This is a genomic window from Umezawaea beigongshangensis (assembly GCF_016464305.1).
GTDB classification, from domain to species: Bacteria; Actinomycetota; Actinomycetes; order Mycobacteriales; family Pseudonocardiaceae; genus Umezawaea_A; species Umezawaea_A beigongshangensis.
This window is the reverse complement of sequence record NZ_JAEIOJ010000003.1, coordinates 386165-400183: the sequence shown is the minus strand read 5'-3', so window position 1 is coordinate 400183 and position 14019 is coordinate 386165. Positions and strand designations below refer to the sequence as shown.

Sequence of the window (14019 nt, the reverse complement as noted above, 5' to 3'; positions counted from 1 at the left end):
GTCATCCGACGATGCGGTGCGGCACGAACGCGGCACCGTCGTCGGTCACCAGGCCGACCGTCTCGCGGATGCCGAGCCCGGCCGCGGTGTCGCCGACGACCCACGCGCCCAGCGCCGGGCGGTAGCCGTCGAACTCGGGCAGCGGGTCGAAGAGCTGGTACACGAAGCCCTCCTTGCCGTACACCCCGGTGGTCTGCGTCTCGTAGCCCGGCGCGACGATCTGGATGTTGGCGCCCTCGCGTCCCAGCCGCGGCTTGCGCACGTACTCCGTGAGCAGACCGGGGTCGTCGAGGTAGGCCGGCAGCAGGTTCGGGTGGCCGGGGTACATCTCCCACAGCACCGCGAGCAGCGCCTTGTTCGACAGCAGCATCTTCCACAGCGGCTCGACCCACAGCGTGCCCGGCAGGGTCTCCACGGCGAAGCGGCCGAACTGCTCGTCGACCACCCACTCCCACGGGTAGAGCTTCACCACCGTGCGCATCGGCGCCTCTTCGAGGTCGACGAACCTGCGCAGCAGCGAGTCCCAGCCGATCTCCTCGATCGCCAGTCCCACCGTGTTCAGCCCCGCCTCGGCCGCCGTCTCCTGCAGGTAGGCCACGGTCACGTGGTCCTCCCCCGACGGATCGGCCGTGGACCAGGTGAAGTGCAGCTCACCGGACGGCAGCTTCGCACTGATCTCCGCCCACCGCTCGACCAGCCGCTCGTGCACCGAGTTCCACTGGTCGTCGTCGGGGAACACGTCGGTCTTCCAGTTCCACTGGACCACCGCCGCCTCCAGCAGCGACGTGGGCGTGTCCGCGTTGTACTCCAGCATCTTCGCCGGACCCGACCCGTCGTAGCGCAGGTCGAACCGCCCGTAGACGTGCGGATCACGACGCTTCCACGACTCCGCGATGGCCGGCCACAGCCACTCCTGGATGCCGAAGTCGCGGTAGCGCTCGGTGAGCACCACGTTGTCCACGGCCTCCAGGCACATGTTGTGCAGCAGCTCGACGTCCGCCTCCAGCGAGAGGACCTCGCTCATCTCGAACACGTAGTGGGCCGACTCGTCCCAGTAGGGACGCGGCTGGCCGTTGACCCCCGCGGCGGGGGCGCCGAACACGAGTCCCTGGTCGGAGACGGTGCGCTGCCAGTTCTGCCTCGGCTGGGAGGACTCGCGACGCACTCAGCTGCCCCCGCTCTTGCTGCCGCCGGAGACGCCGAAGCCACCGCGCTGGATCGTCGTGCCGGACTTGGTCGAGACGTTCGCGCCCTTCGGCGCGGTGTAGCTGCCGCCGCTGACCTTCTGCCCGACCGTCCCCGCACCGCCGTAGTTGTAGCGGTAGGAGTTCCCGCCGATGTAGATGAAGCCACCGCTGCTGTAGCCGCCGTGACTGCTGTAGTAGGTCTGATCGCAGTAGTCGTCGTCGACGATCACGTCGCTGGAGTCGGTGCACTGCGCGGTCACCTCGCGGGGACTCGCCACCGCGTACCAGACCGCGACCAGTGCCACGACGCCCACGGTGACACCGCTGCCGACGAGCAAGCGCTTGCGCAGCTTCGCCTTGCGCTCGAACTCCGCGTCGGCCTCCTGCCGGCGGACCAGCTCGGCCGCCTCGGCCTGCTGACGCGCCCGCTTGTCCGCGAGGGACTCCGGTCGCGCCCTCGTGACGCCGGCCTCCTGGTTCCGGATGGAACCACGAGCGCCCGGCGCCTGCGTCGGCTGCTCCTGACCCGCCGGGACGTACGGCGGCGGAGTCGTCGTGTTGTCGTCGTTGCGTCCGGTCCCGGGCGTACCAGGGGTCCCGGACCTGTCATTCTCAGTCATCAGCCACTCCCGCCGGGGACGGTACAGAGATAGACGGCCGAACGGGTGACGAGTTGCCCAAAAGCAACACTGCAACCCCCACCTGGTCGGTTGTGCGGAGCACACGGGCATCATGGAGCGGATGCCTGTGAACGTTCAGTGGTTTCGCCGCGGTGGCCTGCGCAGCACGCGCCTGGTCATGATCGGCGCATCCGCGGGCGCGTTCCTCCTCCTCGTCCTGAGCACCTTCACCTCCTGGCCGGTCGGCGGTGGCGGTGGCGGTGGTGGCGGCACCGGCACGCGCGGCGACAGGGGCGTCACCGCGGCCGCCGTCAACCCGGCGTTCGAGGCGAACGCCGGCGACTGCCTCAACTGGACCCGCCCCGACCTGTCGGACGTGGCCAGGGTGGACTGCGGCAGTCAGCACCTGTTCGAGGTCACCGGAACCGTCGACATCACCTCGACGTACGGGAAGGACGCGCGGTTCCCGGACAACGAGGTCTGGCAGACGATCAGCGCCGATCACTGCACCGAGACGTCCCTGACCTACCTGAACGAGAAGTTCGACCCGTTCGGCAAGTACAGCGTCGGCACCCTCAACCCCGGTGAGCGGCGCTGGGGCGAGGGCTACCGCACGCTGCGCTGCGGTCTCCAGGTCGCCGCCGCCTCCGGCGCGCTGCTGCCGTCCTACGGCACCGCCAAGACCCAGGACCAGTCGCTCGTCTACGACGCAGGCGTCTGCCTCGGCATCAACGGCAACTCCGTGGGCGACCCGATCGAGTGCGCCCAGCCTCACACGTTCGAGATCATCGGCGTGGCCGACCTCGGCACGCTCGTCGGCCCGGACTTCCCCGACCCCGCCCGGCAGGACGACGTCCTCGCCGAGGAGTGCAGCACGATGGCGGCCGAGTACACCGGCGGCGCCGACCTCAGGGGCGACAAGCTCGCCGTCAGCTGGGACACCAGGGTCTCGGAGAGCTGGGCCGCCGGGTCCAGGAGGGCCAACTGCAAGATCGGCGCCATTCCCGAGGGCAACACCCTCGTCGCGTGGACCGGCAGCGTCCGCAACCCCGACGCGCCCCCGCTGACCACGTCCAACCCGCCGCAGACCACCACCGTCGCCCCCCAGGCCGAGCCCACCGGCGCACCGCTGCACTCCGAGGGCCAGCAGCCGTCCACGACGGGCCAGCCCTCCGCGCCCCCCTCCGGCCAGTCGTCGGTGGCGCCCACCTCCAGCACGGTCACCCGGACCGAGGAGCAGGAGGGCTGACGCCGTGCCGGTCGAGATGACCAGGGAGCGCTTCGAGGAACTGGTCGGCGAGGGGCTCGACCTGATCCCGCCCGAGTTCGCGCACGCGATGAACAACGTGGTCGTGCTGGTCGAGGACCGGCACCCCGACGACCCGTCGCTGCTCGGGCTCTACCACGGCGTGGCGCTGACCGAGCGGACCTCGGACTACGGCGGGGTGCTGCCGGACCGCATCTTCGTCTACCGCGAGGCGATCCTGGACGTGTGCGACGACGAGGACGACGTCGTGGACGAGGTCGCGATCACCGTCGTGCACGAGGTGGCCCACCACTTCGGCGTGGACGACGCCCGCCTGCACGAGCTCGGCTGGGGTTAGCCCACCGGGCGGGGCCCGCGGGCCGCGTCGAGGTCCAGGCCGGTCCACGACAGGCAGTGCCAGCCGTCCGGCGTCGCCTCCAGGGCGATGCGACCGGTGTTCGGGATGAGGGCGCTCTCGGCGAGCGTGGGGCGCACGTCGCCGGCCAGGGACAGCGCGGCCAGCCGCATCGCCGCGCCGTGCGTGACGAGGACGGCGGTGCCCTCCTGGTGCCGGTCGCGGATGGCGCGCACGACGGGGGCGAAGCGGTCGACGACGTCCTGGCCGGCCTCGCCACCGGGCACGGGCACGGACAGGTCGCCGTCGGCCCACGCGGAGAACACGGCGACGAACGCCTCGAACGCCTCCTGGTCGGCGCGGCCCTCCAGGTCGCCGCAGAAGACCTCGTGCACGCCCTCCACGACCTCGACCTGGAGGCCGTGGTGCGCGGCGACGGGCGCGGCCGTCTCCTGCGCGCGCACGGCGGTGCTCGCGTAGACGGCGACGACGGGTTCGTCGGCGAGGTCGGCCGCCAGCGCGAGCGCCTGCTCCCGGCCCTCCTCGGTGAGCGGGGGGCCCGGCGGCAGCGAGTCGAGGGCGTGGCGCCTGTTCGAGGCGGTCTGCCCGTGGCGCACCAGCAGCAGTCTCACGCGGTCGTCCCCTCGCGCAGGGCGGCCACCCAGTCGGCGGCCGCGGTGAAGTCGGCGTTGGTCGCGGCGGGCCGCCGCGTGTTCTCGGCGGGTTCCGCCACGGGGTAGGAGCCGAGGAAGCGGACGTGGTTGCTGTGCCGGTGCAGGGCGGCGAGCGCGTCGCCGACGCGTGGTTCGGCCACGTGACCGGCGAGGTCGACGAAGAAGCGGTACTCGCCCAGGCGTCCCTTGGTGGGGCGCGATTCGATCCGGGTCAGGCTGATCTCGCGCAGCGCGAGTTCCGCGAGCAGCTCGGACAGCACGCCGATCCGGTCGGCGGTGGTCACGACGACGGACGTGCGGTCCTGGCCGGTGGGCTCGGGCAGCGTGCCGGGACGGCGCAGCAGCAGGAAGCGGGTCTTGGCGTCGGCGACGTCGGCCACGTCGGTGGCCAGTTCGCGCAGCGGGTAGTGCGTCGCGGCGACGGGGGCGCTGACGGCCGCGTCGAACTCGCCGTCGCGGACGGCGGCGGCGGCCGCGGCGGTGGAGGTGGAGGCGACGACGTGGGCGCCGGGGAGGTGCTCGCCGAGCCACTGGCGGACCTGGGCGAGGGCGTGCGGGTGGCTCGCGACGGTGCGCACGGCGGCGGCGTCCGTGCCGGGACGGACCAGGACGCTGAAGCGGACGGGCAGCACGAACTCGCCGACGGCGACGAGCGGTTCGCCCTCGACGAGGGCGTCCATGGTGGCCGGGACCGCTCCCTCGACGGAGTTCTCCACGGGCACGCACGTGGCGTCGGTGTCGCCGCGGCGGGTCGAGGTCAGCGCGAGGGGGACGGTCTCCGCGGCGACCAGTTCGTCCTGGTCGAGGTCGGCGAAGGCGCGGGCGGCCTGTTCGGTGAAGGTTCCCCGCGGGCCGAAGTAGGCGATGCGCGACACGGGAGCAACCCTACGAGCACGACCGCGAGGGGGCACCGGCGAGGTGAGGATCACCCGGCTGGCGGGTGCCCCACCCGGTTCCGCAGCGGCCCGTGCTCCTGGAATGCTTGAGACGTGACCGCCGATACGGAGGGTGAGATCAACGCTCCGGCTGCAGCGCCCCGACTCGTGTTGTGCGCGGTTGACGAACCGCTGACCAGAGCCTGGTCCACCGTCGCCGAGGGACGTCCCGGCATCCGCGTGCACCGGGGATCGGTGCTGGACATCGTCGCCGAGGCGGTGGTGAGTCCCGCGAACTCGTTCGGGTGGATGCGCGGGGGCATCGACGCCGTCTACGCGAGAGCCTTCCCGCACGTGGAGGACCAGGTGCGCAGCGGCGTCCTCGGTCTGCACGGCGGTGAGCTGCCGGTGGGCGAGGCGCTCCTGGTGGCGACCGGCGAGACCGAGCCGGCGTGGCTCATCAGCGCGCCGACGATGCGCACGCCGGGCGAGCTGCTGCCCGGTGACACCGTGCACCCCTACCTGGCGGCTCGCGCGGTGCTGCGGCTGTGGCAGAACGGGCGGCTGGACGACGGCCGGCCGGTGCGGCGGGTGATCCGCACGATCGCCGTGCCGGGTCTGGGGACCGGTGTCGGCGGGGTCGCCCCGGAGACGTGCGCGCGGCAGGTGGCCGCTGCGTGGGACGAGGTGTTCAGCCCGCTGCCCCACCGCTGAGGCCGGCCAGTTGTGCACAGAGCTGTGGACAACCTGTGCACTACTGGCGGGGCGCGACCCATCTCTCCAGGTCGAGCTCGTCGGTGATGGGGATGCCGTACTCCCCCACCGTGGGGATCTCCGGTTTGAGCCGCCGCGACTCGCGCAGCGCGTCGGGTCGCACGCCGCACAGCTTGAAGCCGCGCCGCTGGTAGAAGCGCAGCGCGTCGAGGTTGTCGTTGGTGGTCGTCAGGCGCACCCGTGACAGGCCGAGCTGCCGGGCGCGCTGGACGGCGGCCTCCAGCAGCGAGGTGCCCACTCCCCGGCCGCGGCGCAGGGCGTTGAACGTGACGATCTCCAGCGTGGCGCCGTTGACCGCGTAGGTGAGCAGACCGAGCACCTGGCCGTTCTGCTCGACGAGGAACCCCGGCAGGCTCGCGGGGAAGAACACCTCGCCGTGCGCCACGGCGGTGTGCGCTCCCCAGAGCTCCAGCACCAGTCGGCCGACCACGATCCGGTCGGCCTCGTCGATCGGACGCACGGTGTTCCCTGCCATGCGTGCACTGTGTCAACCCCCGGGCCACCGGAACACCGGCATTCGACGTACGGTTGGTTCGTGCCGGTGCGCGTGCTGCTCGTCGACGACCACGAGATCGTGCGCAGGGGGCTGCGCGAGATGCTCGACGACGAGGACGACATCGAGGTGGTCGCCGAGGCCGGGAGCGTCGCGGAGGCGCTGACCCGCGCGGGCGCGGCCCGTCCCGAGGTGGCCGTGGTGGACGTGCAGCTGCCGGACGGCAACGGCGTCGACCTGTGCCGTGACCTGCGCTCTCTTCCCGACGGGCCGCGCTGCCTGGTGCTGACGGCGTTCGACGACGAGGAGGCTCTCGTCGGAGCGATCATGGCCGGGGCGTCGGGCTACCTGCTCAAGCAGGTGCGCGGTCAGGACCTGGTGACGGCCGTCCGCGAGGTGGCCGCCGGCCGTTCGCTGCTGGACCCGGTGACGACCGCGCGCGTGCTGGACAGAATGCGCCGCCCGGCCGAGACGGACGTGCTGTCGGGGCTGACCGAGCAGGAGCGGCGCGTGCTGGACCTGATCGGCGAGGGCATGACGAACCGCCAGATCGCCGAGCGGCTGTTCCTGGCGGAGAAGACCGTGAAGAACTACGTGACGGCGGTGCTGTCGAAGCTGGGGATGCAGCGCCGCACCCAGGCCGCGGCCTGGGTCGCCCGCCGCACCCGCTGACGTCTCGTCCCGCCCGCGGGGTGGTCAGTCCGGCACGGGGACCTGCCACGTCAGGGTGGTGCCGGTGCGCGGGGACGAGTCGACGGTGAACGTGCCGCCCGACGACCGCGCCCGCTCCTGGAGGTGGCGCAGCCCCCGGCGGGTCACGTCGGGCGGGATGCCGCAGCCGTCGTCGCTCACGCGCAGCAGCAGGCCGGACGGGTCGCGGCGCAGCAGCACCGACACGGCGTTCGCGCCGGAGTGGCGGACCACGTTCGACAGCGCCTCGCGCAGCGCCGCGCGGGCGTGGTCGGCCAGGTCGCCGGGCAGGTCGGCCGGGTCGCCGTGGACCTCCAGGTCGGGCGGGAAGCCCAGCAGCTCACCGGCCGTGCGCACCTCGGCGCGCACCGAGTCCAGCAGGTCGGCGTGCTCCGGACCGGCCGGGTCGGCGCTGCGCAGGGCGCGGACGGTGGCGCGGACCTCGGCGATCGTCTCGTCGAGCTGGTCCACGGCCTCCGCGAGCCGCTCCTTCTCCGGTGGCAGCAAGCGCTTGCCGAGCCGGCGGCCCAGCAGGTCGAGCTGCACCCCGGCCGCGTAGAGCCGCTGGATGATGACGTCGTGCAGGTCGCGGGCGATGCGCTCGCGCTCCTGGTAGACGGCGACGTGCTGCCGGGCGGTGGAGCCCTCGGCGAGCACGACGGCGAGTCCGGCCTGCGCGGCGAACGCGGTCAGCAGGTCCACGGTCTCGGAGGTGAACGGGTCGCTGCCGCGCCTGCGGTAGACGGCGAGCGCGCCGATCTTGCGCTCGCGGGTGCCGAAGGGCGCCACGGCGAACGGTCCGTAGCCGCCGAGGCCCCTGGGCACGAACGGCGCCGTGCGGGGGTCGGTGGTGAAGTCGGCCGCGACCACGGGGACGCCGCTGCGGGCGACCCTGGCGGCTGCGGAGCGCGGGGACAGCACGGTGCCCACCGGGTTGCCGCCGGAGTGGCCGTAGGACGCCTCGACGGTCAGCGAGCCGTCGTCGGCGCTGAGCATGGCCAGGCCGAGGTCCGCCTCGGCGAGCGCGGCGGCGCGGCGCACGACGAGCGGCAGCACGGCGTCCGGGTCGTCACCGGCGAGCGCGGCCGAGGTGATCTCGGTCGACGCGGCCAGCACGCGGCTGGCGAGCGGGGCATCCACGACCGTCAACGGTAAACGCGTTCCCGCACGTGGCCACCGACGACCTCCAGGACGACGTCGGCGCCGCGCGCCTCCTCCGGCCGGTGGGTGACGTGCAGGACGGTGCGCCCGCGCAGCGCCACGTCGAGCCGGTCGAGCAGGGCGCGCGCGGTGGGCTCGTCCAGGTGGGCGGTGGGCTCGTCGAGCAGGACGACGTCCGCGTCGAACAGCCACGCGCGGGCGAGCGACAGGCGCTGCGCCTCTCCACCGGAGGTGGTGGTGCCGTCGATCACGAGGTCGAGCCGGTCGGTCCAGCCGGGCAGCCCGGCCAGCACGAGCGCCTCGCGCAGCCGGTCGTCGGAGGCGTGCGGGTCGGCCAGGCGCAGGTTCTCCCGGACGGTCGTGGACACGAGCTGGGGCTCCTGGGGGCACCAGGCGACCCGCTCGGGCAGGGCGGCCCGGCCGCGCTCGGCGGGCAGGAACCCGAGCAGGAGGGCGAACAGGGTCGACTTGCCCGCGCCCGACGGTCCGAGCACGGCGACCCGCGCGCCCCGCGGCACGTCGAGGTCCACGCCGCGCAGCGCCGGTGCCGCCGCTCCCGGCCAGCGCACGTCCACGCCCTCCAGCCGCAGGCCGCGCTCCGCCGGGGCGGCCGGCGGCGGCACGTCGAGGTCCAGCCGGGCGTGGGCCGTGCGCAGGGTGGGGAGCTGCTGCGCGGCGGGCGCGAGCGTCGAGAGCGCCTCGGCGAGCGCCAGCGGGACCAGGCCGAGCACGGGGACGAGGATCGGGTTCAGGCTCCCGCCCGCGGCGGCGACCGCGCCGAGCGCGGTGCACACCAGCGCGGCGAGGCCGGTCGTGAGGTGCAGCACGGCGGTGGCCGCACCGGCGCCGAGCGCCTGCCTGCGGGCCTGCCGGGCGAGGTCGGCGTCGAGCGCGGCCAGGTCGGCGCGGCGGCGCAGGTGCGCGCCGGTGGCGATCAGGTCGGGGGCGGCGCTCAGCAGGGTCAGCACGTCGGCGCTCACCGAGCGCCGTCCCGCCGACAGGGCGGTGCTGGCGCGGCGCTCGACCGCCACGGCCAGCGCGGGCGCGGCGAGGCCGCCGAGGAGCAGGGCGAGCGCGAGCGCCAGCCCGGCCCCCGGCAGCAGGAACAGGTGCAGCACGACCGCGCCGGCGGCGACCCCGGCGGCCACCAGCGGCGGCACCAGCACGCGCGGCACGAGGTCGCGCACGGTGTCGGTGTCGTCGACGAGCCGCTGGAGCGCGTCCGGGCGCTGCCGCGCGGGCCCGCGGCGCACGACGGCGTCCCACAGCCGCACCCGCAGCGATCCGGCCAGCCGGAACGCCGCGTCGTGCGACACGACCCGCTCCAGGTAGCGCAGCACGCCCTTGAGCAGCGCGAACGTCCGCACGCCCACGACGAGGACGGACAGGGTGAGGATCGGCGGCTGCTGCCACGCGCGGGCGATCAGGTAGGCGGAGACGGCGCTCAGCGCGACCCCGGCCCCGAGCGCTCCCACGCCCAGCAGCCCACCGGCGACGGTGCGCCGGGTGAGCAGCGCGCGCAGCGGCGGTGGCGGACCGGTCGGCGCGTCCCCGGCGGCGGCGACGACCTCGGCGGGCACGTCGGCGCCCTCGGCGTGCTCGGTGACGCGGTGGGTGATGAGCAGGACGGCCGCTCCCCCCGCGGCCGCCCCGCTCACCGCGGTGGTGACGCGCGTCGCGGTCACCGGGTCCAGGTGCGCGGTGGGCTCGTCGAGCAGCAGCACGGACGCGCCGCGCCGCACGCGCAGCAGCGCGCGGGCCACGGCGACGCGCTGCCGCTCGCCCGTGGACAGCTCGCGCACGGGCCGGTCGAGGAGGTGGCCGGCGCCGACCTCGGCCAGCACGCCGAGCGCCTCCTGCCGCGCGGGCGGCCCGCCGGGCTGGTCGGCGACGGCCAGCTCCAGCTCGCCGAACGGGGTCGCGGCGGCGAAGGCGGGTCGCTGCGGCACCCACGCGACCCTGCGCCGCCAGGCCGCGAGGTCCAGGGTGGTCAGGTCGGCGTCGTCCACGGTGATCCGGCCCGCGTCGGGCCGGACGAACCCGAGCAGCACGCCCAGCACCGTCGACTTGCCCGCGCCGCTGGGGCCGTCGAGCCGGTGCACGTGCCCGGCGCGCAGCTCGAACGACTCGCCGTCCGGGGCGAACCCGTCGCGGCGGCGGATCCGCAGGCCACCGACCCGCACGCCGTGCACGCGCGCCGCGGGCGTCCGGCGTCCCGGCTCGCGGTCGTCCTCGGCCGCGACGACCTCGGCCACCCGGCGCACCGCCTCCAGGCCGTCCTCGCTCGCGTGGTGCGCGGCACCGGCCGCGCGCAGCGGCAGGTAGCACTCGGGCGCGAGGATCAGCACGGACAGCGCGACGACGAGCGTCATCTCCCCGGACACCAGGCGCAGGCCGATGCCCACGGCGATCAGCGCGACCGACAGCGACGCGGCGATCTCCAGGACCAGCGCCGACAGGAACGCGACGCGCAGCGTGCTGGTGGTGGCCCTGCGGTGCTCCTCGCCGACGCGCCGCACCGCCTCGCCCTGCGCCGCGGCCCGGCCGAACGCGGTCAGCACGGGCAGGGCGCGCACGAGCTCCAGCAGGTGCCCGGACAGCCGCTCGGTCACGTCGGCCGACTGCTCGACGCGGCGCTGGGTGTACCAGCCGACGAGGATCGCGAAGATCGGGACGAGCGGCACGGTGACGACGATCAGCACGGCCGACGTCGGGTCGGTCAGCAGAATCCAGCCACCGGCCAGCGGGGGCACGACGACGGCCGTGACCAGGGCGGGGAGGTACTTCGTGAAGTAGGCGTCGAGCGCGTCGAGCCCCCTGGTGGCGAGGACGGCGAGCTCGGCGGCGCCGCGGGCGGCGATCCACTCGGGGCCGCGCTCCAGCGCCCGGTCGAGCAGCGCGGCGCGCAGCTCCTCCTTCGCCCCGGCGGCGGCGCGGGCCGCGGTGGACTCGGTGGCCCAGGCCAGCAGCGAGCGGGCGACGACCGCGCCGGCCAGGACGGCGAACGGGGTGGCCGAGAACGGCACGCCGGTGACGGCGTTCGCGACCGCCGTGGCGAGGGCGAGCGCCTGCACGACGAGGGCGGCGGCGGTGAGGGCGGCGAGCACCCCGCAGAGGGCGAGCGCCCGGCGCGCTGACGGCGAGAGGGTCGGCAGCGCGCCGAGCGGGCCCCTCCCCGGCCTCGTGGCGGAAGGGGTCGAGGCCGGGGGGACCGGGACGGGCGCGGTCGTCACGACGACGCCGCCGGGACGTGCGTCGCGGGGATGTGGCGGACGCCGATGCGCTTGCGGAACACCCAGTACGTCCAGCCCTGGTAGACGAGGACGGCCGGGGTGCCGAACGCGGCGACCCACGTCATGACGGTGAGCGTGTAGGAGCTGGACGCGGCACCGGCGACGGTCAGCGAGTGCGCCGGGTCGGCGGTCGACGGCAGCACGTCCGGGTACAGCGCCCCGAACAGGGCGAGCACGGTGGCGGCCACCGCGACGGCCATGCCGCTGAACGCCTGGCCCTCGCGTCCGCGCGCCAGCCTGGCCAGCGCCGCTGCGACGGCCGCGAGCACCACGCCGGTCGCGGCCCACGTCCACGGCTCGCCGGAGCGGAGCTGCACGAGCAGCAGCAGGACGACCAGCGGCAGCAGCGCCACCGGCGCCGCCCGCAGCGCGAGCGCGCGGGCCCGGTACCGGACGTCGCCCTCGGTCTTGAGCGCCAGGAAGATCGCGCCGTGCACCAGGGCGTACCCGGCGACGGCGAGCGCGCCGAGCACCGTCTCCCACGTCACCGAGGCGAACGGCGAGCCGATCCGGTCGCCGGCGGCGTCCAGCGGCAGGCCCAGCACGGTCGCGGTGATCACGAACCCGACGCACAGCGCAGCGGTCCACGACCCGGTCACGATGATCCGGTCCCACACCCGCCGCCAGCGCGCCGAGTCGACCTTGCCGCGGTACTCGAAGGCCACCCCTCGCCCGATCAGCGCGACGAGGAACAGCGTGAGCGGCAGGTAGGTGGCGCTGAACAGCGACGCGTACCAGCCGGGGAACGCCGCGAACGTGGCACCGGCCGCGACGATCAGCCACACCTCGTTGCCGTCCCAGACCGGGCCGATCGTGTTGATCAGGACGCGGCGCTCGGTCTCGTCGCGGCCGAGGACCGGCAGCAGCATCCCGACGCCGAAGTCGAAGCCCTCCAGGAAGAGGTAGCCCAGCCACAGCAGGGCGATCACGCAGAACCAGAGCAGGGGAAGGTTCACGACCGGACTCCTCTCAGTAGGCGAAGGCGAGGACGTCGGACTTCTTCTCGGCGTCGGGCTTCTCGTCGTCGTGCTCGTCGGTGTCGTGCTTCTGGTCGGCGGGCTTCTCGGGCGGCAGCACACCGGGGACGCCGGCCCGCACGTAGCGGCGGACCAGGAAGCCCTCGACGACGGCCAGCGCGCCGTAGACGGTGGTCAGGGCGATCAGCGACGTGAGGACCTCGCCGGGGGCCGAGTTCGACACGGCCTGCGCGGTGTACATCCACACGCCGTCCACACCGGACGGGTTGGGCACGACGACGAACGGCTGGCGGCCCATCTCGGTGAAGATCCAGCCGAAGCTGTTGGCGAGGAACGGCGTCGCGATGCTCGCCAGCGCGGCGATCGGGAACCACCGGCCGCGCGGCAGGCGTCCGCCGCGGGTCAGCCACAGCGCCGCGACGCCGGCGAACGTGGCGATCGCGCCGAAGCCGATCATCAGCCGGAAGCCCCAGTAGGTCACCGGCAGCAGCGGCACGTAGTCGATCGGCTGACCCGACAGCTCGCCGAGCCGCTCGTCCACGGGGTAGTTCGCGCCGTAGCGCTCCTGGTACAGCGGCACCAGCTCGTCGAGGCCCTTGACCTCGCTGCTGAAGTCGTTGTGCGCGAGGAACGACAGCAGCGCGGGCACCGTGATGCTCTTGACGTCCTCGCAGTCCGGGCTGGCCACGTCGCCGATGGCGAAGACCGAGAAGCTGGCGGGCTCCTCCGTGCGGCACAGCGCCTCGGCCGCGGCCATCTTCATCGGCTGCTGCTCGAACATGAGCTTGCCCTGGAGGTCACCGCTGATCGCGACACCGGCGAACGCCACGACGCCGACCCACGCGCCCAGCCGCAGCGACCCGCGCCACACCGGCTCGTCGTCCGACCGGTGCCACAGGTGCCACGCCGAGATGCCGACGAGGAACGTGGCCGCGACGCAGAACGCGCCGAAGACGGTGTGCGGGAAGGCGGCCAGCACGGTGCTGTTGCCGAGCACGGCGCCGATCGAGGTCAGCACCGGCCTGCCGTCGCGCACCTCGATGCCGACGGGATGCTGCATCCAGGAGTTGGCGGCGAGGATGAAGTAGGCCGACGCGACCGTGGCCAGCGAGAACGCCCACACGCACGCCAGGTGCACCCGCTTGGGCAGCCGGTCCCAGCCGAAGATCCACAGACCGAGGAACGTGGACTCCACGAAGAACGCGACGAGGCCCTCCATCGCCAGCGGCGCGCCGAACACGTCGCCGACGAACCGCGAGTAGGCGCTCCAGGCCATTCCGAACTGGAACTCCTGCACGATGCCCGTCACCACGCCCATCGCGAAGTTGATCAGGAGCAGCTTGCCCCAGAACTTCGTCATCGCGAGGTACTTGCGATCGCCCGTGCGCACCCAGGCGGTCTGCATCCCCGCGACGATCAGCGACAGGCCGATCGTCAGCGGCACCATGAGGAAGTGGTAGACGGTGGTGATGCCGAACTGCCACCGTGCCAGGTCGAGAACGTCCACGTGTCGACGGTAGGCCGGTGCACCCCCGCGCAGCAGGTGCGAGCGTCCTCTCCGGGGGCGGGACGAAGGTCCCCCCGCGACCGGGACCCCGTGCGCGCCGTCACGGTGACCTGCGCGAACGCGCGAGGTACGATGGTCTCGCCAGAGGGGAGTAGTTCCCGGAACCG

12 protein-coding genes and 2 pseudogenes are annotated in these 14019 nt (G+C 73.8%); 4 read left to right on the top strand and 10 right to left on the bottom strand.

Features of this window, described 5'->3' with window-relative positions; genetic code table 11:
• Position 1: 1 nt before the first annotated feature.
• On the bottom strand, positions 2-1165 hold the full coding sequence (locus tag IMZ35_RS10070) for a glutathionylspermidine synthase family protein (protein ID WP_199440706.1): 1164 nt from the start codon (positions 1163-1165) through the stop codon (positions 2-4).
• The gene (locus IMZ35_RS10065; protein WP_229371359.1) at positions 1166-1807 is read right to left on the bottom strand and encodes a hypothetical protein; all 642 of its coding nucleotides are present in this window, start codon (positions 1805-1807) and stop codon (positions 1166-1168) included. It lies immediately after the preceding gene.
• Positions 1808-1928: 121 nt separating this feature from the next.
• Here IMZ35_RS10065 and IMZ35_RS10060 point away from each other — a divergent pair, with 121 nt between their 5' ends.
• Both IMZ35_RS10060 and IMZ35_RS10055 read left to right on the top strand, forming a co-directional pair.
• Positions 1929-3056 (top strand): septum formation family protein, encoded by a 1128-nt coding sequence (locus IMZ35_RS10060; RefSeq protein ID WP_229371357.1) that lies wholly within the window; start codon positions 1929-1931, stop codon positions 3054-3056.
• A gap of 4 nt (positions 3057-3060) precedes the next feature.
• Positions 3061-3411 (top strand): metallopeptidase family protein, encoded by a 351-nt coding sequence (locus IMZ35_RS10055; protein WP_199440705.1) that lies wholly within the window; start codon positions 3061-3063, stop codon positions 3409-3411.
• On the opposite strand, the gene IMZ35_RS10050 is transcribed toward IMZ35_RS10055, so the two are convergent.
• Positions 3408-4040 carry a histidine phosphatase family protein gene (locus IMZ35_RS10050; protein ID WP_199440704.1) on the bottom strand — a complete coding sequence of 211 codons (633 nt, stop codon included), beginning with the start codon at positions 4038-4040 and terminating at the stop codon, positions 3408-3410. The two genes, IMZ35_RS10055 and IMZ35_RS10050, sit on opposite strands and share 4 nt — an antisense overlap.
• Positions 4037-4957, bottom strand: coding sequence for a prephenate dehydratase (gene pheA, locus IMZ35_RS10045; RefSeq protein WP_199440703.1), 921 nt, complete (start codon positions 4955-4957; stop codon positions 4037-4039). Before pheA ends, IMZ35_RS10050 begins: the two co-directional genes overlap by 4 nt.
• Positions 4958-5071: 114 nt before the next feature.
• On the opposite strand from pheA, the gene IMZ35_RS10040 reads away from it, so the two are divergent.
• Entirely contained in the window at positions 5072-5671 is a 600-nt protein-coding gene (locus IMZ35_RS10040; protein ID WP_199440702.1) for a macro domain-containing protein, read from the top strand.
• 40 nt (positions 5672-5711) lie between these two features.
• On the opposite strand, the gene IMZ35_RS10035 is transcribed toward IMZ35_RS10040, so the two are convergent.
• Complete coding sequence (locus tag IMZ35_RS10035) at positions 5712-6206, bottom strand: GNAT family N-acetyltransferase (RefSeq protein ID WP_199440701.1); 495 nt, start codon at positions 6204-6206, stop codon at positions 5712-5714.
• 60 nt (positions 6207-6266) lie between these two features.
• On the opposite strand from IMZ35_RS10035, the gene IMZ35_RS10030 reads away from it, so the two are divergent.
• On the top strand, positions 6267-6896 hold the full coding sequence (locus IMZ35_RS10030; RefSeq protein WP_199440700.1) for a response regulator: 630 nt from the start codon (positions 6267-6269) through the stop codon (positions 6894-6896).
• A 24-nt stretch (positions 6897-6920) separates the two neighbouring features.
• Here the strand turns inward: IMZ35_RS10030 and IMZ35_RS32245 are convergent.
• From IMZ35_RS32245 to IMZ35_RS10010, 5 genes and pseudogenes are all read right to left on the bottom strand, one after another.
• Positions 6921-7175: pseudogene (locus tag IMZ35_RS32245) on the bottom strand (sensor histidine kinase); the annotation flags it as partial.
• 207 nt (positions 7176-7382) lie between these two features.
• Positions 7383-7970, bottom strand: a pseudogene (locus IMZ35_RS32230) (GAF domain-containing protein); the annotation flags it as partial.
• Positions 7971-8059: 89 nt separating this feature from the next.
• Positions 8060-11308 (bottom strand): thiol reductant ABC exporter subunit CydD, encoded by a 3249-nt coding sequence (gene cydD, locus IMZ35_RS10020; protein ID WP_199440698.1) that lies wholly within the window; start codon positions 11306-11308, stop codon positions 8060-8062.
• Entirely contained in the window at positions 11305-12324 is a 1020-nt protein-coding gene (gene cydB, locus IMZ35_RS10015; RefSeq protein ID WP_199440697.1) for a cytochrome d ubiquinol oxidase subunit II, read from the bottom strand. The genes cydD and cydB overlap by 4 nt, the downstream gene beginning before the upstream one ends.
• Before the next feature lie 13 nt (positions 12325-12337).
• Positions 12338-13852, bottom strand: a complete 1515-nt coding sequence (locus IMZ35_RS10010; RefSeq protein ID WP_199440696.1) for a cytochrome ubiquinol oxidase subunit I — start codon at positions 13850-13852, stop codon at positions 12338-12340.
• Between the last annotated feature and the right edge of the window lie 167 nt (positions 13853-14019).